At 37.6% G+C, this 25,224-nt stretch carries 29 protein-coding genes and 1 other annotated feature; of the genes, 19 read left to right on the top strand and 10 right to left on the bottom strand.

What is annotated here, in order from left to right:
• Positions 1 to 280 precede the first annotated feature (280 nt).
• Positions 281 to 766: a hypothetical protein gene (locus tag QRN68_RS08205; protein ID WP_285396340.1), complete on the bottom strand. Its 486-nt coding sequence runs from the start codon at positions 764 to 766 to the stop codon at positions 281 to 283.
• 196 nt (positions 767 to 962) lie between these two features.
• Between QRN68_RS08205 and QRN68_RS08200 the strand changes: the two genes are divergently transcribed.
• On the top strand, positions 963 to 1,091 hold the full coding sequence (locus tag QRN68_RS08200; RefSeq protein ID WP_285396316.1) for a hypothetical protein: 129 nt from the start codon (positions 963 to 965) through the stop codon (positions 1,089 to 1,091).
• 49 nt (positions 1,092 to 1,140) lie between these two features.
• On the opposite strand, the gene QRN68_RS08195 is transcribed toward QRN68_RS08200, so the two are convergent.
• The 4 genes from QRN68_RS08195 to QRN68_RS08180 all read right to left on the bottom strand — a co-directional run bounded on the left by QRN68_RS08195 (position 1,141) and on the right by QRN68_RS08180 (position 3,852).
• A complete protein-coding gene (locus QRN68_RS08195; RefSeq protein WP_285396315.1) occupies positions 1,141 to 1,713 on the bottom strand; it encodes a 5' nucleotidase, NT5C type in 573 nt (190 codons plus the stop codon).
• A 12-nt stretch (positions 1,714 to 1,725) separates the two neighbouring features.
• A complete protein-coding gene (ispG, locus tag QRN68_RS08190) occupies positions 1,726 to 2,841 on the bottom strand; it encodes a flavodoxin-dependent (E)-4-hydroxy-3-methylbut-2-enyl-diphosphate synthase (protein WP_285396314.1) in 1,116 nt (371 codons plus the stop codon).
• Between the two features lie 95 nt (positions 2,842 to 2,936).
• Positions 2,937 to 3,281 carry a hypothetical protein gene (locus QRN68_RS08185; RefSeq protein WP_285396313.1) on the bottom strand — a complete coding sequence of 115 codons (345 nt, stop codon included), beginning with the start codon at positions 3,279 to 3,281 and terminating at the stop codon, positions 2,937 to 2,939.
• A gap of 52 nt (positions 3,282 to 3,333) precedes the next feature.
• Positions 3,334 to 3,852, bottom strand: coding sequence for a DUF1189 family protein (locus QRN68_RS08180; RefSeq protein ID WP_285396312.1), 519 nt, complete (start codon positions 3,850 to 3,852; stop codon positions 3,334 to 3,336).
• A 194-nt stretch (positions 3,853 to 4,046) separates the two neighbouring features.
• Between QRN68_RS08180 and QRN68_RS08175 the strand changes: the two genes are divergently transcribed.
• The 3 genes from QRN68_RS08175 (at position 4,047) to QRN68_RS08165 (ending at position 7,154) form a co-directional block, all read left to right on the top strand.
• The gene (locus QRN68_RS08175) at positions 4,047 to 5,678 is read left to right on the top strand and encodes a Na/Pi cotransporter family protein (protein WP_285396311.1); all 1,632 of its coding nucleotides are present in this window, start codon (positions 4,047 to 4,049) and stop codon (positions 5,676 to 5,678) included.
• 67 nt (positions 5,679 to 5,745) lie between these two features.
• A complete protein-coding gene (locus QRN68_RS08170) occupies positions 5,746 to 6,225 on the top strand; it encodes a DUF456 domain-containing protein (RefSeq protein WP_285396310.1) in 480 nt (159 codons plus the stop codon).
• 323 nt (positions 6,226 to 6,548) lie between these two features.
• Positions 6,549 to 7,154, top strand: a complete 606-nt coding sequence (locus tag QRN68_RS08165; RefSeq protein WP_285396309.1) for a superoxide dismutase — start codon at positions 6,549 to 6,551, stop codon at positions 7,152 to 7,154.
• An 18-nt stretch (positions 7,155 to 7,172) separates the two neighbouring features.
• Here the strand turns inward: QRN68_RS08165 and QRN68_RS08160 are convergent, their stop codons facing one another.
• Positions 7,173 to 8,162: a hypothetical protein gene (locus QRN68_RS08160; RefSeq protein WP_285396308.1), complete on the bottom strand. Its 990-nt coding sequence runs from the start codon at positions 8,160 to 8,162 to the stop codon at positions 7,173 to 7,175.
• Positions 8,163 to 8,255: 93 nt separating this feature from the next.
• Between QRN68_RS08160 and QRN68_RS08155 the strand changes: the two genes are divergently transcribed.
• The gene (locus QRN68_RS08155; protein ID WP_285396307.1) at positions 8,256 to 10,457 is read left to right on the top strand and encodes a peptidoglycan D,D-transpeptidase FtsI family protein; all 2,202 of its coding nucleotides are present in this window, start codon (positions 8,256 to 8,258) and stop codon (positions 10,455 to 10,457) included.
• 145 nt (positions 10,458 to 10,602) lie between these two features.
• On the opposite strand, the gene QRN68_RS08150 is transcribed toward QRN68_RS08155, so the two are convergent.
• Positions 10,603 to 10,797: a hypothetical protein gene (locus QRN68_RS08150; protein WP_285396306.1), complete on the bottom strand. Its 195-nt coding sequence runs from the start codon at positions 10,795 to 10,797 to the stop codon at positions 10,603 to 10,605.
• Between the two features lie 426 nt (positions 10,798 to 11,223).
• Here QRN68_RS08150 and QRN68_RS08145 point away from each other — a divergent pair, with 426 nt between their 5' ends.
• The 10 genes from QRN68_RS08145 to QRN68_RS08100 all read left to right on the top strand — a co-directional run bounded on the left by QRN68_RS08145 (position 11,224) and on the right by QRN68_RS08100 (position 20,402).
• Positions 11,224 to 12,198, top strand: a complete 975-nt coding sequence (locus tag QRN68_RS08145; protein ID WP_285396305.1) for a PstS family phosphate ABC transporter substrate-binding protein — start codon at positions 11,224 to 11,226, stop codon at positions 12,196 to 12,198.
• A 64-nt stretch (positions 12,199 to 12,262) separates the two neighbouring features.
• Entirely contained in the window at positions 12,263 to 13,210 is a 948-nt protein-coding gene (gene pstC / locus QRN68_RS08140) for a phosphate ABC transporter permease subunit PstC (RefSeq protein ID WP_285396304.1), read from the top strand.
• A gap of 1 nt (position 13,211) precedes the next feature.
• Positions 13,212 to 14,090 (top strand): phosphate ABC transporter permease PstA, encoded by an 879-nt coding sequence (gene pstA, locus QRN68_RS08135; protein ID WP_285396303.1) that lies wholly within the window; start codon positions 13,212 to 13,214, stop codon positions 14,088 to 14,090.
• A 12-nt stretch (positions 14,091 to 14,102) separates the two neighbouring features.
• Entirely contained in the window at positions 14,103 to 14,936 is an 834-nt protein-coding gene (pstB, locus tag QRN68_RS08130; protein ID WP_285396302.1) for a phosphate ABC transporter ATP-binding protein PstB, read from the top strand.
• 13 nt (positions 14,937 to 14,949) lie between these two features.
• On the top strand, positions 14,950 to 15,609 hold the full coding sequence (gene phoU, locus QRN68_RS08125) for a phosphate signaling complex protein PhoU (protein ID WP_285396301.1): 660 nt from the start codon (positions 14,950 to 14,952) through the stop codon (positions 15,607 to 15,609).
• Between the two features lie 185 nt (positions 15,610 to 15,794).
• Positions 15,795 to 16,667, top strand: a complete 873-nt coding sequence (locus QRN68_RS08120) for a vWA domain-containing protein (protein ID WP_285396300.1) — start codon at positions 15,795 to 15,797, stop codon at positions 16,665 to 16,667.
• A gap of 72 nt (positions 16,668 to 16,739) precedes the next feature.
• Positions 16,740 to 17,810, top strand: a complete 1,071-nt coding sequence (locus tag QRN68_RS08115) for a mechanosensitive ion channel family protein (protein ID WP_285396299.1) — start codon at positions 16,740 to 16,742, stop codon at positions 17,808 to 17,810.
• A 39-nt stretch (positions 17,811 to 17,849) separates the two neighbouring features.
• Positions 17,850 to 18,094, top strand: a binding site (T-box leader).
• A gap of 58 nt (positions 18,095 to 18,152) precedes the next feature.
• Entirely contained in the window at positions 18,153 to 19,538 is a 1,386-nt protein-coding gene (trpE, locus tag QRN68_RS08110) for an anthranilate synthase component I (protein WP_285396298.1), read from the top strand.
• A complete protein-coding gene (locus tag QRN68_RS08105) occupies positions 19,535 to 20,107 on the top strand; it encodes an anthranilate synthase component II (protein ID WP_285396297.1) in 573 nt (190 codons plus the stop codon). The genes trpE and QRN68_RS08105 overlap by 4 nt, the downstream gene beginning before the upstream one ends.
• A 91-nt stretch (positions 20,108 to 20,198) precedes the next feature.
• The gene (locus QRN68_RS08100; protein WP_285396296.1) at positions 20,199 to 20,402 is read left to right on the top strand and encodes a hypothetical protein; all 204 of its coding nucleotides are present in this window, start codon (positions 20,199 to 20,201) and stop codon (positions 20,400 to 20,402) included.
• 38 nt (positions 20,403 to 20,440) lie between these two features.
• Here QRN68_RS08100 and QRN68_RS08095 read toward each other — a convergent pair whose 3' ends face one another.
• Both QRN68_RS08095 and QRN68_RS08090 read right to left on the bottom strand, forming a co-directional pair.
• A complete protein-coding gene (locus QRN68_RS08095) occupies positions 20,441 to 20,929 on the bottom strand; it encodes a hypothetical protein (protein ID WP_285396295.1) in 489 nt (162 codons plus the stop codon).
• A 3-nt stretch (positions 20,930 to 20,932) separates the two neighbouring features.
• Entirely contained in the window at positions 20,933 to 21,382 is a 450-nt protein-coding gene (locus QRN68_RS08090; RefSeq protein ID WP_350224343.1) for a hypothetical protein, read from the bottom strand.
• Between the two features lie 151 nt (positions 21,383 to 21,533).
• Between QRN68_RS08090 and rpmG the strand changes: the two genes are divergently transcribed.
• The 4 genes from rpmG to QRN68_RS08070 all read left to right on the top strand — a co-directional run bounded on the left by rpmG (position 21,534) and on the right by QRN68_RS08070 (position 24,745).
• The gene (gene rpmG, locus QRN68_RS08085; RefSeq protein ID WP_008408521.1) at positions 21,534 to 21,683 is read left to right on the top strand and encodes a 50S ribosomal protein L33; all 150 of its coding nucleotides are present in this window, start codon (positions 21,534 to 21,536) and stop codon (positions 21,681 to 21,683) included.
• A gap of 89 nt (positions 21,684 to 21,772) precedes the next feature.
• Positions 21,773 to 22,357, top strand: a complete 585-nt coding sequence (locus QRN68_RS08080) for a 5-formyltetrahydrofolate cyclo-ligase (protein WP_285396281.1) — start codon at positions 21,773 to 21,775, stop codon at positions 22,355 to 22,357.
• Between the two features lies 1 nt (position 22,358).
• A complete protein-coding gene (locus tag QRN68_RS08075) occupies positions 22,359 to 22,568 on the top strand; it encodes a YqgQ family protein (protein ID WP_068983531.1) in 210 nt (69 codons plus the stop codon).
• A 281-nt stretch (positions 22,569 to 22,849) separates the two neighbouring features.
• Positions 22,850 to 24,745: an LTA synthase family protein gene (locus QRN68_RS08070; protein ID WP_285396278.1), complete on the top strand. Its 1,896-nt coding sequence runs from the start codon at positions 22,850 to 22,852 to the stop codon at positions 24,743 to 24,745.
• Between the two features lie 73 nt (positions 24,746 to 24,818).
• On the opposite strand, the gene QRN68_RS08065 is transcribed toward QRN68_RS08070, so the two are convergent.
• The coding region (locus QRN68_RS08065) for a group II intron maturase-specific domain-containing protein (protein WP_285396276.1) at positions 24,819 to 25,224 on the bottom strand (406 nt) is incomplete at its 5' end.

Here is a 25,224-nt window from a genome sequence, read left to right as displayed (position 1 = left end):
GTTATATATTAGTTGATTGGAGTGGAGGCTGGACGACTCCTTGGGCTCATCGATAGAGGAACGAAGGCTAAAAGCATCACATCCTGTGATAACGCCTTCGTGACCAACATCGTGTTGGCCCGAGACCCTGGAGCGAGCAACGCGAGTGAAGCGGCAAATGTTTTTTCTGCGCAAAAGCGAAGCGACAGCAACAAAGCGCCCAGTCGGAACGGAAATCAACCACACGTTATGGTGATCAGCCTAATTTGTGGAAAATAGCCTTGTTTCAAAGCTACGGAGTTTATTTTTGTAAATATGTATCATATAGGTGATAAAGTGCATCTTCACCAGTCATTTCTAAAATTGTTTCATCATTAAAAACAAGTGTTACATTTGTAGAAGCACTATCAATTTTATTGTCTGTTAAAGTGAATGTAACCCTTACTACACCTGTTTCTGCGAGTTGTTTTTTCATTGTATCATTCCACTTTTGTTCAGAAAATAGTGGTGCCTGCCATGTACCTCTCACATGAAGCTCATTTTTTTCTGCGTCATAATCCCAACGTATGTCACGTAAAATAGTTTTAAATAGGTCATTAACCGTAAAAGTTGTATCTTTATAGTTAATGTCAATTGCTCGTACAGCATGTACATCGCGACTAACTGCACTAGCCGCGGAGTTTGCTGCTGAAGTTATGCCTGATGCTGCATCTTTAATTTCAGATAGCCGATCTCCACAGCCAGCTAGCAACGCACAGAGGCATGCTATACTTGCTACTTTTGTCATCCATCTCACATGTAGTCCCTCCAGTTTTGCAAGTTGTTACTACTATATTAACGAAAAGAAAAATACGAAGAAAGGGCATGAAGGAGGCAGATTGTGACGGTTTTGCAACGATGCGCACGCCACTGAATGTTCAAGAAATTGAAATTTTAAGTATCTGAAAATTCAGCAAATTAATAAAGGAAAAGGAGCGGTTTGGATGAAGATTAATGATGAATTACTTGAGCGATTAGGGACTTATTTTGTTTACCATAGTGTTTATGAAAACTATGGCATTACCTTTGAAAATTTTGTTGAGCGTTGGTTGCGGGGGATACTTGAAGTATAAAGAGATAAAAAAAGAGTCGTGTTCAGCGCATGAACACGACTCTTTATAGTTACTTAAAATAGTTTGTGATAAATTGATTTGCCTCTTGCCAGTTATAAACTCGTACAACATTATCAGGAACAGCAAGACGGTTATACGGAGTGTCAAATAATACAACAGGTATTTTTAATTCCTCCGCAAGTATGACTGCATTATCATGCTTATCCTCAAAAAATGCCTCAACACCATGCTTTTTAGCTACAGAAACCTTATCGTGACTACCGATGAGCTCGATATGATCGTAAGGAATAGACTGCGCTTTAAACCAATTTAGCGTTACATCTGATACATTCTCGCCACGAGCAGAGATGTAATAAAGCTCGTAGTTATCTTTCCATGCATTTAAAATATCTTTTGCATCTTTAGCCGCTTCAGATACCTCGTACATATATGGCTCATTTTTTTTAAACCATGTATTAAATGCAATACGATCAACAGGGTGGGGGAATGCTGATAAAAAATCATATTCGCACACATCGTCAAGCGTAATATTTACATTGTATTGTTTATTGATATGTGGAATGAGTGTACTAGGACATGTCACGGTCCCATCAATATCAATCCCAAAACGGGGCTTTTTCATGCTAGCACCTCCTTAGGCGTTCGCTTTTTCTGCTTCTTCAGCCGCGCGTTTTTCTGCCATTTCAGCTGCTAATTTATCGATTTCTTTTTTCAGCTCTTCAACCATTGTTTCTTCAGGCACTTTACGAACTGTTTTGCCTTTCATAAATAGTAAACCTTCACCACGTGCACCAGCAATACCAATATCTGCTTCACGTGCCTCACCAGGGCCATTTACCGCACAACCAAGAACAGCTACTTTTAACGGTACACTAAGTTTAGAAATATATTCTTCTACTTCATTGGCGATTGAAATTAAATCAATTTCGATACGACCACATGTTGGGCATGAAATAAGTGTTGCCATATTAGAAGCAAGACCGAATGATTTTAATAGCTCACGTGCTACTTTAACTTCTTCTACTGGGTCAGCAGATAGAGAAATACGTAACGTATTACCAATACCTTTAGAAAGGATTGCACCAAGGCCAGCTGCTGATTTTACAGTACCAGCAAATAATGTACCTGATTCAGTAATCCCTAAGTGTAGAGGGTAATTAAAGGCTTTAGACGCTTTCTCGTACGCTTCAATCGCTAGATTTACGTCTGATGCCTTCATGGATACGATAATATCGTGGAAGTCCAAGTCTTCTAAAATTTTAATATGGTGAAGGGCAGATTCTACCATACCGTCTGCAGTAGGGTAACCATATTTTTCTAAAATATGACGCTCTAATGAACCAGCGTTTACCCCGATACGGATTGGAATACCTTTAGCCTTAGCAGCATTAACTACTGCTTCTACTTTTTCCTTACGCCCGATATTACCAGGGTTAATACGAACTTTATCGATACCATTTTCAATTGCTTTTAATGCTAATTTATAGTCAAAGTGGATATCAGCTACTAGTGGAATATTGATACGTTTTTTAATTTCCGCAATCGCATCTGCTGCACGTTCATCTGGTACTGCGACACGAACAATTTGACAGCCCGCTTCCTCAAGACGAAGAATTTCTGCTACTGTTGCTTCGACATCATGTGTTTTTGTTGTACACATACTTTGAATGAATAATTCATTACTACCACCAATTGTTAAGTTACCGACACGCACAGGACGTGTATTTGTACGGTGACAAATTTCACTCATTAACTTTCTCTCCTTTTCGGGCCATACTTTCGACCGTCACTGACATTTATTTTAGCAGTGTAAGAAAATAAGGACAAGGAAGAAACGCTAACTTTTCATTTTCCGCATTTGTTTTCAAATTCAAATGACAGAGGAAGCTTAATATTTTCACCTGAGACAAGTTCCTGTAATTGTAAGTGTGGATTTAATTCATAAAATAATTGTAAGCGTTCGGGAAAGGTCATAGGTACTTTTGCAGGATGTAGTGCAAACAAGCTATGAATGGTATCACCAGGAATAGTTTGTACAGTGATATAATTTGGCTCTCGCTGTTTTTCACAAAGAGCATTTTCTGTATCTTTCGGATAAAACGCAGTGAGATGTAATGACCCTTCTGTTAAATCTACTTTCACGACAAAAGCAAAAATAATGATGAGAGCTGTAAACACTAATGCACGCAAAAAATCCCCTCCTTTTCTACACTATATTTAGAAGAGAGGGGATTCATGCACATTATTTTGCAATTGGTTGTTTTGGATATTTTATGAAGGCAACAATTAATAGAGTTACCGTTAAAAGTAAAGAAAAAACAGAGATTATTGTACTGTTAATTGGTAAATAATCTGATAACATACTTAAAAGGACTGCCCAAGTCATAGCAAATGTTGTAGTACGCCAAATATGACGGTATTCACCACGACGCTTCATGACTTTTAAAATAAATAGACCTGCCAATGCATAGAGAGCAATTTGTACAAAAATAAGCATCGTTGTAAAAACAAAAAGCATGATGAATGTTGCTGGATACAATAACCATTTAATGTCTTCTATGTATTCAGTTATACCGTCTAAACTATTCATATCGAATGTATCAATAGACAAACCAGCCGTAAAGCGACCAAAAGAGAAAACTGTAACAACAGTAATTAGAAGAAAGGTATATTGAATAACTTTTCCGACAGGTAATAATCGATAGGCAGCGAGTTTTTTTGGATGAATTAGGCTATCGATAAATAATTGTGAGTGTTTCATAACATATCTCCTCCAATCGCTATTCTATCATGTTCAACTTTGACAAGATATGAAATAAGTAATAATAACTGAGAATACGATAATGAAATGTTAACTTTGTGTAAAAAAGTTAAAGGTTTTCTTTACTTTTTGTACACTATCATTTAAAGATTAGGAATAGAGTAGTAGAGACGTAAGAATTGGAGCGAATACAATTGACAATAGATTGGCAAAACATAATGTTTCAATTTTTAGGCGGTTTAGGAGTCTTTTTATTTTCTATTAAATTTATGGGGGATGGGCTCCAAAAGTCGGCAGATGATCGACTGCGTGAATGGTTAAATCGCTTTACAACAAACCCTTTAATGGGCGTATTAGTAGGCATAATTGTGACGATTTGTATACAGTCGAGCTCTGCAACGACAGTGATTACGGTTGGGCTAGTGAGCGCAGGCTTTTTAACACTGCGTCAAGCAATCGGTGTCATTATGGGAGCTAATATTGGTACGACAATAACCGCATTTATAATTGGTATTGATATCGGCATTTATTTTTATCCGTTACTAGCGCTTGGTGCTGGGTTGTTATTTTTCTTTAAGAAAGCCACATACCAACATATCGGGCAAATAGTATTTGGCTTTGGGGGATTATTTTTAGGGCTGGAGCTTATGAGTGCAAGCATGCAGTCGCTTCATCAATTAGCTGACTTTGAATCATTAACCCTTCATCTAAGTAATCAGCCTATTGTAGGGATTTTTCTAGGGACAGTATTTACATTGCTTGTTCAAAGCTCAACAGCGACTGTCGGGGTGCTACAGGGCCTATACGCTGAGCAATTAATTGGCTTAGATAGTGCATTACCTATTTTGTTTGGCGAAAATATAGGCACAACCATTACAGCAGTGTTAGCTTCGCTCGGTGCGTCTATATATGCTAAGCGTGCAGCAATGGCACATGTACTATTTAATGTAATAGGTACTATTATTTTCATGATATTCTTTACACCATTTATGCAATATGTTGAGTGGATTAGTGGGCTATTCCATTTAGAATCGAAAATGCAAATAGCGATAGCGCATGGCTCGTTTAATGTGATGAATATGCTGATTCAGCTACCTTTTATTGCAGGATTGACTGCACTTGTCACGAAACTAGTTCCTGGACATGATGGAAATATTGATGTGACAACGAAGCATTTAGATCCATCCTTCATTGATTCCTCTCCAGCGATAGCACTTGGTCAAGCAAAGGAGGAAGTGTTACGCATGGGTGAGCATGCACTCCGTGGTCTAGAAGAAACATTTTTATATATGAAAACAGGAGAAGCTACACACATTCCAACAGTGTTACAGTTAGAAGTAGCGCTCAATCATTTGGACGAGGAAATCACGGATTATTTAGTAATGGTGTCTAAGCAGCCACTTTCTCGTGCAGACTCAGTAAGACACCATACACTTTTAACAAATGTACGAGATATTGAACGTATAGGTGATCATTTTGAAAATATTTTAGAACTTTTACAGTATAAAGATCATCACGAGGTAAGTTTAAGTAAGTCAGCACGACAAGATTTAATAGGCATGTTTAGTTTAGCGATTGAAGCTGTTCGTAAGAGTATAGAGGCTTTAGATACGGCAAGTCTAAGCTTGGCACAGGAAGTAACCGAGCTCGAAAGCTTGATAGATGACATGGAAGATAAACTAAGACAAAAGCATATTGCTCGCTTAAATACAAATGAATGTAATGGAGCGGCAGGTATCGTCTATACGGATATCGTTAGCAATTTAGAGCGTATAGGTGATCATGCAGTGAATATAGCGGACTCCATATTAGGAATTCGACATTAAACGAATGAAACTTTTTATTTTGTAATTTCGTATTAAAGGCAATGCACGACAAAAGGAGAGAATTTTTATGGAAGTTGTTGGCTGGATTTTAGTGATTGCCTGCTTTATCGTTTCATTTGTTGGATTAGTGTACCCGATAATTCCAGGTATGTTATTTATACTCGGTGGTTTTATAGTATATGGGTTATTTTTCTCATTTGCAGAGTTAAGCTGGTGGTTCTGGGCGATTGAAATTTTATTTGTTGTTTTGTTATTTGGTGCTGATACTGTGGCAAATGCCTTTGGTATTAAAAAATTCGGTGGCTCGAATGCTGGTATGTGGGGCAGTACCATTGGTTTATTGATTGGCCCATTTGTCATTCCGGTTGCAGGGATTTTATTTGGCCCATTTTTAGGAGCGGTGATTGCAGAGTTACTCGTAGAGCGCCGTACATTAAAAGAGGCTGTGAAAAGTGGTGTTGGTTCTCTAGTTGGCTTTTTAACATCGACAATAGCGAAGGCTGTCATTCAAATCGTCATGATCATTGTGTTCTTTATAGCGATATGATTTTCTTCCCATGCAAGTTTAGTGATTTAACTTCTTTCAGTAATTATTTTCTGTAGCGAAAGAAAAGCGTCAGCTACAAGATGAATGCGGTATTAAGTCACTTTTCAGCGGGTGTCCAAACATCCGCTGAAAGAAGTTAAAGCTTCCGGACGCAATTATGCCGAGGCATAATTGATAAAAGAGGGTAGGATAGTAATCGTATTGGTTTTTCGGTCAAAAGGCTGAAATCTTCATTTAAAAGTATTTTTCGTTGAATGGTTTGACCAATTTTGATAATCTAAGAGTGTACTAATTATTTCTTTACTTTAGGGAGGAACTTAACAATGGCTTATGAATTACCACAATTAACTTACGCTTATGACGCATTAGAACCACATATCGATGCAAAAACAATGGAAATTCACCATTCAAAACACCACAATACTTATGTAACAAACTTAAATGCAGCAGTAGAAGGCACTGAATTTGCTGAAAAAGACATTAACGATCTTATCGCAAACCTTGATGCTCTTCCAGCTGACAAACAAACTGCTGTACGTAACAACGGTGGTGGACATGCTAACCATACATTATTCTGGGAATTAATCGCTCCAGGCGGTTCAAATACTCCAGTTGGCGAAGTTGCAAAAGCAATCGATGCTAAATTCGGTTCTTTCGATGCTTTCAAAGAAGAATTTGCAAAAGCTGCTACAACTCGCTTCGGTTCAGGTTGGGCTTGGTTAATCGTTGATGGTGACTCAGTTGCTGTTACATCTACTCCAAACCAAGACTCTCCAGTTATGGAAGGTAAAACGCCAGTCCTAGGTTTAGACGTTTGGGAGCATGCTTACTACTTAAACTACCAAAACCGTCGTCCAGATTACATCGGTGCATTCTGGAACGTAGTAAACTGGGATGTAGTGGAAGCTAAATTCCAAGCTGCAAAATAATTATTGTTTAATAGAAGGCTATGTCAGGTGATGAATCACCCCGGCATAGCCTTTTTTATTGATTTTTTTAGGGGGAGTAGAAAAATCGATGGATAGAATCGTCAGAAGCAGAGCGAATATCCGTGCGAAGCAGGAGAATACCCGCGGAAGCAGAGCGATGGATAGCCCCACCGAAGCGACGGATAGAGCTAACGAAGTGACGGATAGAATCGTCAAAGCGACAGATAGAGCTGCCAGAGCGACGGATAGCCTCGCTGAAGTGACGGATAGAGCTGCCGAAGAGACGGATAAACTCCGAAGCGACGGATAGAGCTGCTCAAGCGACGGATAGAATTGCTGAATCGACGGATAGAGCTGCTCAAGCGACGGATAGACTCGCCGAAGCGACGGATAGAAATGCCGAAGCGACGGATAGCCTCTGAATCGACGGATAAAGCTGCCAAAGCGACGGATAGAATTGCTGAAGTGACGGATAGAGCTGCCAAAGCGACGGATAGAATTGCTGAAGAGACGGATAGAGCTGCCAAAGCGACGGATAGAAACGTCAAAGCTCGGATAGCCCTGCCGAAGAGACGGATAGAATTGCAGAAGCGACGGATGGACTCGCCGAAGAGACGGATAAAGTCCGAAGCGACGGATAGAGCTGCTCAAGCGACGGATAGAATTGCAGAAGAGACGGATAGCCTCGCCGAAGCGACGGATAGAAATGCCGAATCGACGGATAGCCTCTGAATCGACGGATAAAGCTGCCAAAGCGACGGAAAGCCGCCGAAGAGACGGATAGCTCCGCGGAAGCGACGGATAAACTCCGAAGAGACGGATAAACTCACCGAAGATACGGATAAACTCCGAATCGACGGATAGCCCCGCCAAAGTGACGGATAGAAACGTCAAAACAACGGATAGAATCCCAAAAACGACAGAGAAGCATCTTTTTTTCGAGCTCTTGCTAAAGGGCAGAAACTTTTTACTGCGAAGTGCCGTCAAATAAATGGTGTTTTCAATCATGAATTCGCAAGTGCATGCTTTCCTGTCGTACCTTCGAATGGTATACTAAGTATCGTGTATTTAAAATGTAATTAGATGAGGAGGGGAATACATATGCGCAAAGTACCTGGAAAAAATCGCGCGACGAGTGTTAAAGCAAAACATCACTCTAATTTAACATTTCGTATGAATGTCCTTTTCTTTGCAATATTTATCTTATTTTCGATGTTAATTTTCAGGCTTGGCTATATGCAAATCGTAAAAGGGGAAGATTATGTACGTGTTTTAGAGCGTACAGAAGAAGTACCTGTCAATACAAGTGTGCCAAGGGGAAGAATGTATGATCGTAACGGACGTATTTTAGTGGATAATCAACCAGAAAATGCGATTACATATACGAAAATGCAGTCAACAACAACGGAAGAAATGTTGAAAATAGCTGAAAAGCTGGCACAATTGATTGAACAGCCAACAGACCGTATCACTTTACGTGATAAACAGGATTTTTGGATTTTAAAAAATCATGACGCTGCCTATAAAAAGGTAACAGAGGCAGAGAAAAAGAAAATTGGAGCACAAGAAAATATTACGACAAGTCAAGCAAATGCAGAGATTGATAAGCTTGTACGTGAACGAATTACAAACGAAGAAATAAAGCAATTGACAGAGGCTGATTTAGAAGTATTAGCAATCTATCGAGAGATGGTATCAGGCTATAACTTATCACCGCAAATTATTAAGAGTGAAAATGTTTCTGCCGACGAATTTGCACGTGTTTCTGAGCGTTTAACTGAATTACCAGGTGTCAACACAACGACAGACTGGAAGCGTGTGAAATTATCATCACTTGGTATTTTAGGGCGCACAACCGTACCAACAAAAGGTATTCCAAAAGAAAACCTGAATTATTATTTAGCTCGTGATTATTCACGAAATGATCGTGTTGGTGAAAGTTATATTGAAGCGCAATATGAAGAATTACTACAAGGACAAAAAGCAGTTGTAAAAAATATTACGAATAAAAAAGGGCAAGTAGTTGACACCGTTACGACATATGAAGGTGAGCCTGGTAAAGATTTAGTCTTATCACTAGATAGTGAGTTACAGGCTGAAACAGAAAAAATTGTCGAGGAAGAATTGCTTAAATTAAAAGCACGTTCTGGCTCACAATTATTAGATCGTGCCTTTTTAGTAATGATGAACCCAAATACAGGTGATGTTTTAGCAAATGTTGGTAAGAAGATTGAAAAAAATCCTGAAACAGGGAAAAATGAAGTCGTTGATTTTTCGTATGGTACCTTTACTACAGCTTATGAGTCAGGTTCTGCAGTTAAAGCAGCAACATTACTAACTGGTTATCAATTAGGAGCCATAACACCAAACACTGTATTAGGAGATGAACCAATCAAGTTAGCGAGTACTGATTTTAAAAAATCAATTTTTAATCCGTCTGGCTATATTTCAATGGATGGTTTAAGAGCGCTAGAGCAATCTTCTAACGTTTATATGTTTAAAACAGCTTTACTTATTAATGGAACACCATATAGCTATGGGATGCCTCTACGTTTAAATGAAGATACATTCCCGAAAATGCGTAATTCTTATGCCCAATTTGGATTAGGTGTAAATACAGGGATTGATTTACCAAATGAATTTAGGGGTGTGCAAGGTCCATCTGGTCCAACAAACGGGGGGAAAGCACTCGACTTAGCGATTGGACAATATGATACGTACACACCATTACAATTAGTACAGTATATCTCGACAATCGCCAATGGTGGCTATCGCATTCAGCCACATGTTGTCAAAGAAGTACGTGAGCCATCAAAAGATGGGCAACAGTTAGGACAATTAGTAACTGAAATAGGACCAACTATTTTAAATCAAATTGATAATACACCAGAAGAAATTAACTATGTGAAACAAGGATTACGTCGAGTTTATACAGGTTCAAAAGGTACTGCACGCCATGAATTTGCAAATGCTCCATATACAGCGGCAGGGAAAACAGGGACAGCTGAGGTAGTGTATTTCGGACCGTTAAAAGAGTACTATGGTACGGAAGCACTTACTCTTACACATGTTGGTTTTGCTCCTTATGAAAATCCTGAAATTGCCTATGCTGTTGTCATTCCATGGGCAACAACAACGCGTGTGCATTTGACAAATAATAACGTTATTGCTAGACGTTCTGTCGATAAATATTTTGAGTTAAAAGCAAAATATGAAGCTGAGAAAGTGACAGAGAGTAATGTAAAACAACCAATTTTACCAGCAACCACAAAAGAAAAAATTGGTGAAGATGAGCAAAAATAAAAGAAACCGCTAGTGCATTCAAATGCCTAGCGGTTTTTTTACAGTTTCAGAGTATTACTCATGAATATCCACAAAACAAAAAACACGGTATGAAAAATCAATTTCATACCATGTTTTACTTATTTCTATATAAATAGAAGAATTATTATACTGATAATTGTTGAATAGCTAATTCAAATTGTTGCTTCGGTTTTTTTCCATAAAGCTCTATATTATTACAGAAATAAGACTCTACCATAAAATCAATGGCTTCCTGTAGAGTAAATTCTCGATGATCCATAACAAGTGTTAAATACGTTTTAAAGTAATCGGCATTTTGTACTTTTGCATGCTTAATCACAAAGTCTAACTCCTCTTAGAATATTTCCTGACACAATTGCTTATTATAGCATCTTTCCAATAGGAAGCAAATTTATCTTCATTTAGAATAAGACTCCCACCTCTGAGGATGGAGAGTTGAATGCGGATGTGATCCCTTTTCAGTTGATGTCTAAACACCTACTCCTCAAAAACGCCACGTCCTGTAGCAATTTATCTGTAGTGGCAGCAACAACAAATATTTTCTATAGCGAAAGCAAATGGGTTTCGTCTTTGAGAAAGCGAAGCGTCAGTTGCAATTGTAAATTCATCTTTACAATCGTTTACAAAGCATTACATTCCTTTACATCTCTTTTACGAACCGTTTATACGACTTCAACAATAAGTCATTATAGTAAAGAATGTAAGACAAATAACTATAAAAATGTTAGTGACGGAGGCAAATGAGATGAAAAAGTGGAAGTACTTAACGATGACTGCGGTAATGGGTTCAGCATTAATGCTTGGTGCATGTGGTAGCGACTCAGCGCAAAAGGGTAACAATGCAGAAACAAGCGCACCAGCGAGCTCAGGAAAAGATGCTGCTGACGAAAAACTGCAAGGGTCTGTAGCTGGAGATGGTTCATCAACAGTAGCACCAATTATTGAAGCAGTTGTTGAAGAGTATGCAGGGACTCAACCAGATGTCAAAGTATCGGTAGGTGTTTCTGGTACTGGTGGTGGTTTTGAAAAATTCATCGCAGGTGAGACAGACTTTTCTAATGCATCTCGTCCAGTAAAAGATGAAGAGAAAGCAAAACTAGACAAAGCAGGAATTGCTTTTACAGAGCTTCCTGTAGCATATGACGGTTTATCAGTAGTCGTGAATCCTGAAAACGATTGGGCGAAGGATTTAACAGTTGAACAATTAAAGAAAATTTGGGTTGAAGATGGTAAAGAGAAAAAATGGTCTGATATCGACCCATCTTGGCCAGATGAAAAAATCGTGTATTACTCACCAGGTACTGACTCAGGTACGTACGATTACTTTGATGAAGTGATTTTAGACGGTGCTGATCTAGCAAAAACAGCAACATTATCAGAGGATGATAATATGCTAGTTCAAGGTGTAGCGGGTGACAAAAACGCAATTGGCTTCTTCGGTTACGCTTACTACCTAGAAAATAAAGATAAGTTAAGTGTTGTAAAAGTAAATGGTGTTGAACCAACTAATGAAACAATCAAAGATGGTAAATATACGCCACTTTCACGCCCATTATTCACTTATGTAAAAAATAGTGCGATGAAAGATAACGCAGCAGCGTATGATTTCATCAAATTTACTCTAGAAAACGCGGGAGATATGGCAGAAGCAGTTGGCTATGTCCCTCTACCTGAAGATAAATACGCTGAAGCTTTAAAAACTTTAGAAGGCTTAAAATAAGAAGACATGCATAGAGGGAAAGAGATGTATGCTCTTTCCCTCACTTATTTGAAAGGAGTACCTAATGGTTTCTCAAAAAGAAAACAAGACAACATCTGTGCAGCAATTAATTGCAAATTCGCGCAATCATAAAACAAAGAAAATAGTGGAAAAAGCAATGCCAGCTCTATTATTTTCTGCAGCTCTTATCTCAATCTTGACGACATTTGGCATTGTTTTCACCCTTATTTTTGAAACGTTTGAATTTTTCAAACGTGTTTCGATTACGGATTTCCTCTTTGGTACAGAGTGGTTACCGTTTTCAGGGAATGAACCATTATTTGGGATTTTACCATTAATCGCAGGAACATTGAAAGTCACACTTATTGCTGTTGTCGTTGCGGTACCATTTGGGATTGCTTCAGCAATATATTTAAGTGAGTATGCAAGCGAAAAAGTAAGACGAATTGTTAAGCCTATTTTAGAGATATTAGCAGGTGTGCCAACAATCGTTTATGGCTTCTTTGCATTAACGTTTGTAACACCGATGTTACAGCAAATTATTCCAGAATTAAAACTTTTTAATGCACTTAGTCCAGGTATTGTTGTGGGTATTATGATTTTACCAATGATTACGTCACTTTCCGAGGATGCGATGTCATCTGTTCCAAATAGTATGCGTGAGGGAGCTCTAGCTCTTGGCGCAACAAAGTTTGAAGTTGCTGTAAAAGTAGTATTACCAGCCGCATTATCAGGCATTATCGCTTCAGTTGTTCTCGCTATTTCCCGGGCAATTGGAGAAACGATGATCGTATCACTGGCAGGTGGTGCTACACCTAAATTCGATTTAAATGTGACAGACTCGATTCAAACGATGACTGCGTATATCGTACAAGTTGCAACGGGCGATGCTGGTTATGGTACAACAATTTATTATTCTATTTATTCAGTTGGATTCACATTATTTATCTTTACTTTAGTGATGAATTTACTCGCTCATTATATTTCGAAACGCTTCAGGGAGGTTTACTAGCATGCGCTATATTGATGACACGGTCGTCATGAAACGAATGACAAAGCGTATTACTTTGAATAAAGTTTGGAAAGCTTTATTTTTCCTAGCAACGACATTTGCATTAGTGACACTAGCTATTTTGCTTTATCGCATTGTGACTCAAGGGGTCGACTATTTAACAATTGATTTTTTAACAAATTTTGCTTCACGTTTTGCAGATAAGGCGGGCATAAAGGCGGCTCTAGTAGGTTCACTTTGGTTGATGGCAGTTGTTGCTCCAGTGTCCATTATTTTAGGTGTAGGGACAGCCATTTATTTAGAGGAATATGCAAAGAAAAATAAACTAAATGACTTTATTCGTTTGAATATTTCTAACTTAGCAGGTGTACCTTCCATTGTTTTTGGTTTACTAGGTTTAACAATTTTCGTTCGAATGATGGGACTAGGAAAAAGTGTTTTAGCAGCTGGCTTAACAATGAGTCTATTAATTTTACCAGTTATTATTGTTGCGGCACAGGAAGCAATTCGTGCAGTACCGAATGATCAACGAGAAGCTTCTTATGGTATGGGCGCGACGAAATGGCAAACGATAGTGCGTGTTGTGCTACCAGCGGCCATTCCTGGAATTTTAACGGGAAGTATTTTAGCGTTGTCTCGTGCGATTGGTGAAACAGCACCACTTGTTGTTATTGGAATTCCTGTTATTTTACAATTTTTACCTAATGGTTTATTGAGTCAATTCACTGCTTTACCAATGCAAATATATGATTGGGCAAAACGCCCGCAAGAGGAATTTCAACATGTAGCGGCAGCCGGTATATTAGTACTTATGACAGTACTTTTACTGATGAACTCTATTGCCATCTTTATTCGAAATAAATTCCAAAAACGTTATTAATGAGGTGACCTTATGGTACTAGATTTTAAAGAGGAAAAATCAGTTGTCAAATCGATTCATACGGCTACAAAGCCTTCAATTGAAGTTGCTAAAAAAGTAGTCTACGATACACGTAATTTAAATTTATGGTACGGCGATCATCATGGTCTAAAAGATATCAATTTAAGTATCTATGAAAATGAAGTAACAGCTATAATTGGCCCTTCTGGCTGTGGTAAATCTACCTATTTAAAGACTTTAAATCGAATGGTGGAGCTTGTACCAAGTGTTCGAACATCAGGGGAAATAGTATATCGTGAGCGCAATATTTTAGATAAAAACTATACTGTTGAAGAATTACGCACTCGTGTAGGGATGGTATTCCAAAAGCCAAATCCATTCCCGAAGTCTATTTACGATAATATTGCTTATGGTCCACGTATCCATGGCATAAAAAATAAAAAGATTCTTGATGAGATTGTTGAAAAATCTTTACGTGGTGCAGCAATTTGGGATGAAGTAAAGGATCGCTTAAATCAAAATGCATATGGTTTATCAGGTGGTCAGCAACAACGTATTTGTATCGCGCGTTGTTTAGCGATTGAACCAGATGTTATTTTAATGGATGAGCCAACATCCGCACTTGATCCAATTTCTACATTAAAAGTTGAGGAACTTGTACAAGAGCTGAAAAAAGATTATTCCATTATTATCGTGACACATAATATGCAACAAGCAGCACGAATTTCCGATCGTACAGCATTTTTCCTAAGTGGAGAAGTTGTTGAATACGATAAAACAGACGTTATCTTCCAAACACCAGCAGATCAACGTACTGAAGATTATATTTCAGGTCGTTTCGGTTAAGGGGGAGCAGAAGATGGTCGTACGTGAACGTTTTGAGCAAGAATTAAAAGAAGTTCAAGCGCAATTTATCGAGATTGCTACTAGTAGTATCAATGCTCTTAAATTAGCATTTGAAGCATTAATAGAGCAGGATTTAGAGAAATCCTTAAAGATTCTTGAGGATGATTTAATCATTAATCGTTTGGAAGAACAAATCAATGATCATGTTATTCTAATGATTGCCAAGCAACAGCCTGTAGCTACAGATTTACGTCGTCTTATGGTGCTTGTCAAAGCGGCATCAGATATGGAACGAGTAGGGGACTATGCGGTTAATATTGCCAAAGAGACGATTCGTATTGGAAAAGAACCACTTGTCTTTCCTACAACAAATTTGCAAACGATGTGTAACAAGACTGTAGAAATGTTAGAAAGTATTATAAAAGCCTTTACGGATGAAGATACTGCTCGTGCCAAGGAAATTGCAGAATTAGATGATTACATCGATGATTTATATGGAGCGACGGTAACGCTATTGATGCGTGCGGGAGCTGAAAATCCAGCACATATTTCTCAAATCACACATTTAACATTTGTATGCCGATATTTAGAGCGCTCAGCTGACCATGCAACAAATATTGCTGAACACTTATTTTACTTAATAAAAGGCAAACATTATGAATTGAATAATTAGTAGGAGAAGAGCCGCTAACAAGCTCTTCTCCTTTTTACTGTCTATGATGTAAAGCTATATGATAACAGCAACATTGTTGAGCAAAATAGCGTCAAAATACTGCAAGCATAATTGTATTGTCAAAAAATTATTTTGGTTATACTATAGACATTATCCAAAAAAACATACTTTGGAGGTGCTGCTTCGTGAAAGACGCTGTACAATCACTTTTAGAGAAATTTGCTCTTACAATCACTTTAGAACAACGTGACTTTTTACGTTTTCTATATGATCACTTACATCTTGAAGAATTAAGTGACAAGGAACAACAAATTTTTATTGATTATTTTTACAAGAGTGAAACATTACGAAATATGGCAGCATTTTCACTTGAATTGGCAGACGTCATGCGCGAGATGTGTGAAAACATACCAGCTATTGAGCAAGCTGAACGATTGGCCAATGGAAAAGAGCAGTGTTTGTATTATGAGCGAAAGTGGCAAGTTGCTAGACGTCAAAAGCTAAAGCATCAAACAACCAAAAAAGGAAATATCCTATATGTCCCGTTTGATGCCTACAAAAAAGAACCAGGTCCAATCATTATTTGTCTTGAACAAACTACTGGTATGGCAGCATATTCAGAGCTTTGTAAAAGTATGATTTTACCGTTTTTTATGAATGCGCACCGTGAACGTCGAGATTTATATATCGTTCCATATGATTGTCAAATTCATGTACATTATCGATTTGAAAACGGTCATATAAATTTATGCGATTTTAAGGATTTTATCGAATATCAGGCAAAGGGAGAAGCTGCAATTTTGCCTGTGCTTCATTTTGTAAAGGGTTTGCTCCAAGAAAATCAACATTGTACAGAATCGGATATTATTATTTTTACTGAAGGTACGCCTATTGATGGGCAGCATCTTGTTGGAAAGAAAGCGAAAACCATACTTAATGAGATGAAGAGTAAGTATGGTGCTGAATTTTCCGTTATCGCCATGCAGGAACATAATTTTAATGAGCAGCAATTTTGGTTTGCCAACAAGGCTTTTTTTGCGGATGATGCTATTCAATAAAAAAGGAGCTGATCATCATCGTTGATCGGCTTCTTTTTGTGTAAATATACATAGTAGTTAGAGGAGAAAAATATGGATTCAATGAAATGGTTATTACCGAATATTACAGCCCCAACGTGGATGGACGTTATTATAGCCATCGTTATTTGCGTCGTAGGTTGGCTTTTTCAGCAACTTGTTATAAAGGGAATTATTAATCGTATTGTTACATTTTTAAGAAATCGTCAGCAAGACTTTCAGGCAACAGTGCTAGAACAATTCAATAAAGCGATTCGCTATGCATTTATGTCAGCTGTTATTGTACTCAGCTTAACTATATTATTGGAAGAAAATTTATTTACAAATGCAGTGACAAAGAATTTTGTATTGTCCATTATTGTGTTTTTTGCCTTTAAAGGTGTATATGATGTTTTACATTTTTATACGAAGCAGCCACTTCCATTGAATAGTGATGAAGAGCCGAATGTCCTGTTACCGTTTTTTCTTCGTATAGGAAAAGTACTAATTATGATAGCGGCGATGTTTACGATTGCTTCTTTCTGGAATTTTAATTTGAATGGCTTTTTAACAGGGATTGGTTTAACTGGTGTAGCGATTGCCTTTGGTATTCGAGATACTTTAGCCCATGTTTTTGGTGGTATGTCAGTCGCATTAGACAACCCGTTTAAAATTGGCGACTGGATAGCGACAGAAGATCAAAAAATAGATGGAACCATTGAAGATATTAATCTTCGAAGTACCTTAATTCAAACGGGTGATAAAGGGCTTGTTTATGTCCCGAACTCATATTTAGTCAATCGGCCAATCTATAATTTATCTAGACGAGAAAAACGAAAATGTGAACAATTTTTATATGTAGCTGCTGAAAATAAAGAAGAAAAATTACGAAATGCTTTAAGTGCTATCCAAAAGGAAATTTATTTGCATACAAATACAGAAAAAGAATTGATTCATGTATTTATAGATGAATTTTATCCTACTTCTTATCGCGTTCTTATACGTTTCTTTGTAGCGACAAATGATACGGCCGTGATGCTAAGTACGCGACAGGATATTTTATTTGCTATTCGACAAATAGTTGAGGAACAAAATATTGAGCTAGCTGACCCAGCAGAAGATGAATGGCTTCGTCAGAAAAAATAATTTGAATTGTTAGTTTCTTTGTTTTAAAATGATAAGGAGTAATCAGCTTTGATGAAGAGTAGTAGCTATTATTATTTGTTGTAGAGAGCTAGTGGCTGGTGGAAACTAGTACAAATGAATGGTGAATGGACTTCGGAGCTCTAATCCTGAATAAAGTATGGATTAGCGTTTGCCTACGTTATAGGGTATAGAGTAGGTCTTTTAACGCCTTGCGGACGCAATTATGCCCAGGCATAATTCGTTAAGACCAATGAAGGTGGCACCACGGCTTTTCCGTCCTTTTGTGATGGAAAAGCCTTTTTTAGTGTAGAAGAGCAGAGCATAGAAAAGGAGAGAAAGAATATGACAGTTGAGCTTAGAAAGTTTGCTATGAAGGTATTACAGGGTGATATGATGACACCGATTTCCGTTTATCAATCACTTGAAGGGAAGCGGAAAATGCTTTTCGAATCGTCCGCCAAACACGAAGAAAGTGGGCGTTACTCTTTTATCGCCGTTAATCCAGTTGCAGAATTAATTGGAGATAAGGATGGTTATTATTTTACCAAAGGCGGAGAAAGCGAAAAAGCGAGTGGAAATGTACTCACTAAATTAAAGCAGGTAATGCCATTCCATGAGGCACAATATCCTTTCGCCTTTTTTGGAGGAGCGATTGGTTTTTTTGGATATGAAACTGCATTTTATGCAGAGAAAATAGGAGAATTCTTGCAGGATGATTTAGAAATGCCAGATGTACATGTTTTTTTCTATGATACATTTATTGTTTTTGATCATTTAATGCAAGAAGTGACATTAGCGACAATTGATTTATTTCATGAAGGGCGCTCTCTTGAAGAGATGGGGTTGGCTATTTCTATGATGGAAGAGCAGCTTTATGCTGGGAAAACATTTGATACCATGACACTTGGAGAGCTTAATTTCAAGCCACTGATTGAAAAAGAAAATTTTGTAGCAATGGTTGAACGAGCTAAACAGTATATTTGTAAGGGTGATATTTTCCAAATTGTTTTATCACAACGTTTCACCTCACCATTTACAGGTAATCCTTTCGATTTATATCGTCAGTTGCGTACATCAAATCCGTCACCATATATGTTTTATATGGATTTTGGCCCGTATACCGTTTTAGGAACGTCTCCTGAAAGTCTCGTGAAGGTGAAGGAGAGAAAGGTAACGACAAATCCAATCGCAGGAACAAAACCTAGAGGCAAAACAGTGGAGCAGGATAAAACGATTGCGGAAGGCTTACTAAATGATGAAAAAGAAATTGCTGAACATCGTATGTTAGTGGATTTAGGTCGTAACGATCTTGGGCGAATTGCCAAAATTGGTACAGTGAAGCTTGTGAAATATATGAATATTGAGCGCTATAAACATGTTATGCATATTGTATCAGAGGTTATCGGCGAATTACGCGATGATGTACATGTTTTGGATGTTCTTCGAGTTTGCTTACCTGCTGGTACAGTATCAGGTGCGCCGAAAATTCGCGCTATGCAGCTAATTAATGAGTTAGAGCCCGTAAAACGTGGGGTCTATGCAGGCGCAGTTGGCTATATTTCCACTACCGGGGATATGGATTTAGCTCTAGCCATTCGCACAATGATCATTAAAGATGATCGTGCTCATGTGCAGGCAGGGGCTGGTATTGTGTACGATTCTGTGCCATTGTCTGAATACGAGGAAACACTCAATAAAGCTCGCGCGCTATTGGAGGTAAAAAAATGATTTTACTAATCGATAACTATGATTCATTCACATATAATTTATTTCAACAAATAAGTATGCTTGGAAAAGACGTAGAAGTAGTGCGTAATGACGAAATTACAATAGAAGAAATTAAGAAAATGCAACCAGAAGCTATTATTTTATCGCCTGGTCCAGGTACGCCAACTGATGCAGGGTTAACGGTGGATATTGTCAAAGAACTTTATACGAAATTTCCGATTTTGGGCATTTGTCTTGGACACCAATCGATCGGGCAGGCATTTGGAAGTAGCATCGTACAAGCCAAAAATATTATGCATGGAAAATTATCTGCGATTCAATACGAAAAAACAGGTTTATTTGCTCAGTTAGACGGTAAAATCGAAGTAATGCGCTATCATTCTCTCATCATTGAGCAAAGCACGTTACATGAGGATTTCACTATTTTAGCAACCTCCAGTGATGATGGTGAGATTATGGCAATTCAACATAAGGATTATCCACTTTTGGGGTTACAATTTCATCCAGAATCCATTGGGACGAAAGAGGGCGGTATAATGATGCAAACCTTCTTAGAACAAATTTCATAAACGAAACAAAATAGGCTGTCACCCAAAAATCAGCAGTTGTGATTTTTGGGTGACAGCCGTTTTTTTATGAAGAATAGAGCGTCAGCAACAAATGTTTTACCTGCGCGAAAGCGAAGCGTCAGCGACAAATGTTTTACCTGCGCGAAAGCGAAGCGTCAGCAACAAATGTTTTACCTGCGCGAAAGCGAAGCGTCAGCGACAAATGTTTTATCTGCGCGAAAGCGGAGTGGCAGCTGCAACAAAGCGAGTAGCCCGTAGCGGAAATCAGCCTCTTCGCATGGATAAAAATGGTTAATCAACACACCTGATTTAATCTTTCAATAAGGAATCATGTTATTTCTTTTTCCCTGTAATCAATTTTGCAATCTCCTCTAAAGGCATCGAGGAATTGATTTCATAGGAACCAATTTGTAAGCTTCGAGCGTATTTAGGGTTAGCAAGTAAAATTTCCATTTCAACACTATTGTCAATAATGCCACCATCTTCAAGCTTTTGCGCCACAATATATGGTGTAATACCACTGTAAATTTGAAGTGTCATAGTGGTAACATCAGCTGGGGCATCTGCCGATTCATGATTGTCTTTCGTTTTTGCTTCAGTCTTCTTAGGGCTTTCCTTTTGAGATTGCGTAACTTGTTTCTTTAGCAATGCAATTTCTTTATTTGCCTGTTCGAGCTTTTTTTGTAGCTCCTCTACATTATCCTCACTTGAGGAAGCTTTAGTTGGTAGACCAATATTGAGATCAAAACGAGTTGCTAAAGCTAGCATAGCTCCGACAAGAAAAAGTGCAATGCCAAATGCACGGATAGAGGATTTATTCATGTACTACCGACCTCCATTTGCAATCACTTGTCGCACTTGCTCTTCTGTTAAATTTGAGCGAATACTTATATCGGCTACAGAAAGACCTTGCTTATTTAATTCAAGCACCTGACTTACGATAATTTGATGAATAGGTTTTGTTTGTGGTAATCCTTGTCCAGCTTTTGATGCTTGAGCAGCTTGTTGAACAGCCTGCATCACTTGTTGAACCTTTGGATTTTGCATCTTATTTGGAGCTGAATTTGATTTAACCTGGAATTCAGGCTCTAATAATAGTTCTTCCTCAACAATTTTTAGACGACGTTTTAAATTATTTGTTTCTTGAAAAATAGAGATGGATAACTCTTCTACATCTTGTTCGACTTTTTTCGCGCTATTTTTGAAAAAGAACGACACGATGATTAGAAGAATTCCAACAATCATAAGTATTATGGATAAATCCAATAGTTTCACCTCATTAAGTTATGTAATTATAAGGTATTTTACCATATGCAAACTTAATATGAAATGAAGCTGGATTTTTTTTTAGTTTGTGTTATAATAGGTAAGTCGTATAAATCATGCTCAAAATTTAAATTCTTGATATAGAGTGGGAGGGTTAATGATGCGCGTAAACATTACTTTAGCTTGCACAGATTGCGGCGAACGTAACTACATTTCTAAAAAGAACAAGCGTAACAATCCAGAGCGTCTTGAACTTAAAAAATATTGCTCTCGCGAGAAGAAATACACTCTTCACCGTGAAACTAAGTAATTGCTCATTAAGCCAAAACCACAAGTGGTTTTGGCTTTCTACATTTTATCAATTACGCCAAGTCGAAATTGATTAGGAGGTAGCTTAGCATGGATAAAACAACTATACGGAATGAGGTAAGGGAAGTTCTTGCTAAAATGAGTGAAGAAGCTTACCATGATCGATCTGTTACTGTAGTGAAAAAAGTGCTACAGGAACCATATATAATAGAAGCAAATACAATTGGCATTACCATTTCCAATAAGCCAGAAGTCGACACAATTCATTTAATTGAAGAACTGTGGCAGCTTGGTAAAAAAGTCGCTATACCTAAATGCAACCCAAAAACAAGAGAAATGTCATTTTACGCCATTGAATCGTTTGACCAGCTTGAAACTGTTTATATGCATTTGCGTGAGCCAATTCCAGAAAAAAGTGAGTTTATTGACGCAAATGAAATGGATGTCATACTTGTTCCAGGTGTTGTTTTTGATATGTTTGGTTATCGAGTAGGCTATGGTGGTGGTTATTATGATCGCTATGTAATAAACTACAGAAAAGGTAAGCTCATATCGCTGTTATTTGATGAGCAGCTATATGAACAAGTACCTACAGATGTACACGATTGCCCAGTAGATATCATTGTGACACCTACAAAACGTATTGACTGTGTAACACAACGAGGAGCGAATTAAAATGGACAAGATGTTAGATATTTATGAATTATTAAAAACATATGGCACATTTATTTATACACGAGATCCTATTGGTGATTTGATGTTAATGGAGGATGAAATTCGTGAGTTATATAAAGCGAATGTCCTAGATATTAAAGATTACCAAATGGCATTATTACTAATTCGGCAAGAAACGACAAAACTTCGTATGAAAGAAAACAATCAATAATGTTTTAAATATAATTCAATTGGGGTATTGTAAAAATAATGTAACATGTATGTAATATTGTAAGAAACAGTGGTTTTCCACTGTTTTTATGATTTTGTGAAACTTTTTACAAACAAAGACGTATATATAAGTATCGAGCGCATAGACGAGCAATGTGAAAAGGTATCCCAAAATATATCTGTTGCGTAACTGTTAAAAAAAGATTAAGATATATTTTGTTTCAGTAACAATTATTAAAAATTATTATTTTTTCGTGTTAGAAAGTAGGGAGGATGTTAGGAATGAAATCAATAAAGTGGCCTAAACATTCATTTATGATACTAGCAATTGTAGCAACTTGGATAAAAACGGTCATTGTTTATCACACAAGCTTTGAGATGAAAATCGAAAATGCGATGCAACAATTTATTTTGTTTATTAATCCATTAAGTTTCTTGCTATTTGCTTATGGTTTAGCGTTATTCTTTAAATCTCCAAAAGGTAAAAATCGTTATATTATTACAGTCAGTGTTATTTTATCAATTGTCTTATACGGAAATGTTGCGTTCTATCGTTTCTACAACGACTTTATTACGCTACCGGTATTATTCCAAACAAGTAACTTTAGTGATTTAGGAACTTCTATATCGGCGATTGTAAACCCTTGGGATGTATTATATTTCATCGACGTATTTATTCTAATTTTAGCTAATAAATATGCGCCTATAATGAAAACAGCTGTGAAAGTCAATGTGGAATTCCGCCGCGCGTACTTCGTATTGGCGGTTGCTATGACTTTCTTAAACTTAGGATTAGCGGAAATAGAGCGTCCACAATTGTTAACACGTAGCTTTGACCGTGAATTACTTGTGAAAAACATTGGGACTTATAACTACCATTTGTATGACATCTATATTCAATCTAAATCTTCTGCTCAACGTGCATTAGCGGATGGCAGTGAATTAGTAGAAGTGAACAACTCTATTCGATCTAATCAAGCAGCGGTTAACCCTGAAATGTTTGGTAAATACAAAGATCGTAACTTAATTGTTGTTTCAATGGAGTCTTTACAAAACTTTGTAATTAATAACCAGATGGATGGTCATGAAATTACACCATTCTTAAACTCGTTAACAAAAGATAAAGATACGTTTTATTTCAGCAACTTCTATCACCAAACTGGATTAGGGAAAACTTCTGACTCAGAGTTTATTGTAGAAAACTCGTTGTTCGGTTTAGGCCGTGGTGCGGTATTCTTCACACACGGTGGAAATACGTATAACTCAATGGCTGAGCGCCTTGGAGAAAATGGTTACTTTACTAATGTCATGCACCCGAATAATAAATCATTCTGGAATCGTGACATGATGTATCAATCATTAAAAGTTGATAAATACTATGATGTAGATTCATATAAAGTTAACGAAGGCGAAGCTGTTAACTGGGGTATGAAAGATATTCCATTCTTAGAGCAATCTGCGGCATTAATGAAAGATATGCCACAGCCATTTTATTCTCGACTAATTACATTAACGAACCACTATCCATTTACGTTGGATCCAGAAGACGTAATGATTCCTGAATACACTTCAAACTCAGGTACATTAAACCGTTACTTCCAAACCGTTCGTTATATGGATGAAGCACTAAAAGACTTCTTCCAAAACTTAAAGGACCAAGGAGTTTATGATAACTCAATTATCGTAATGTATGGTGACCATTATGGTATTTCAGAAAACCACAACAAAGCGATGGCTCAATATTTAGGAAAAGAAAGCATTACACCATTTGATAATGCACTGCTACAAGAAGTACCTTTATTCATCCACATCCCAGGAGCTGGTGATGGTAAAGAAATGACAGAAGTGTCTGGACAAATGGATTTACGTCCAACAATTCTACACCTTCTTGGCATTGAAACTTCAAAAGATATGCAACTTGGTGCTGACTTATTCTCACCAGAGCATGAAGATTTCGTTATTTTCCGTGACGGTCGTTTTGTAACAGATAAATATGTTTATGCTGGTGAAGCTTGCTATGACAAAGCTACTGGTGAAGAAATTGATGGCAAGCCATGTCAGCCATACGCTGATCGGGCTACGACAGAACTAGAAAATTCTGATGCTATCATTAACGGCGATTTGCTTCGCTTCTATGATGAAAAGACAGGTAACTTGAAGCAAGAATCTGTCAAATAATCGAGTAGGAGGGAGTGATTAACTCCCGACCTCTCCAACCACCGTACGTACGGATCCGTATACGGCGGTTCAATTAAGATGAATAACGCAAGATTTCATAACGAGCTTGCAGACTTTTGAGCCCTTGGTTACTCCAATAAGAGTTATCAAGGGTTCTGTGTAATATTGGACTTTTCGAGATACGCCAGTAACTCTTGCGAGTATTACCCCATTCGTAAGCCTTCCAGTCTGGAACTCCTAAACGAATGAGGTTGCACACTTTCGTACGAGGCTTTTTCCAATTCTTCCATAAACACATGCGAAGTCTTCTTCTAATCCATCCATCCAGTGATTCAAATATTGATTTCGTATCCGCTAATGCAAAGTAGCCACACCACCCAATTAAATATTGATTCAATTGTTGAATTCGGTACTCCATTGGAAATGGCTTCTTTCTAGCTGTTAATTCCCGAATTTTGTTCTTCATTCGCTTTATGCTC

This window comes from Lysinibacillus sp. fls2-241-R2A-57 (genome assembly GCF_030209535.1).
In the GTDB taxonomy this organism is placed as follows: Bacteria; Bacillota; Bacilli; order Bacillales_A; family Planococcaceae; genus Lysinibacillus.
Note: the sequence above shows the minus strand (reverse complement) of the source record. Positions and strands in the feature narration are given on the sequence as shown.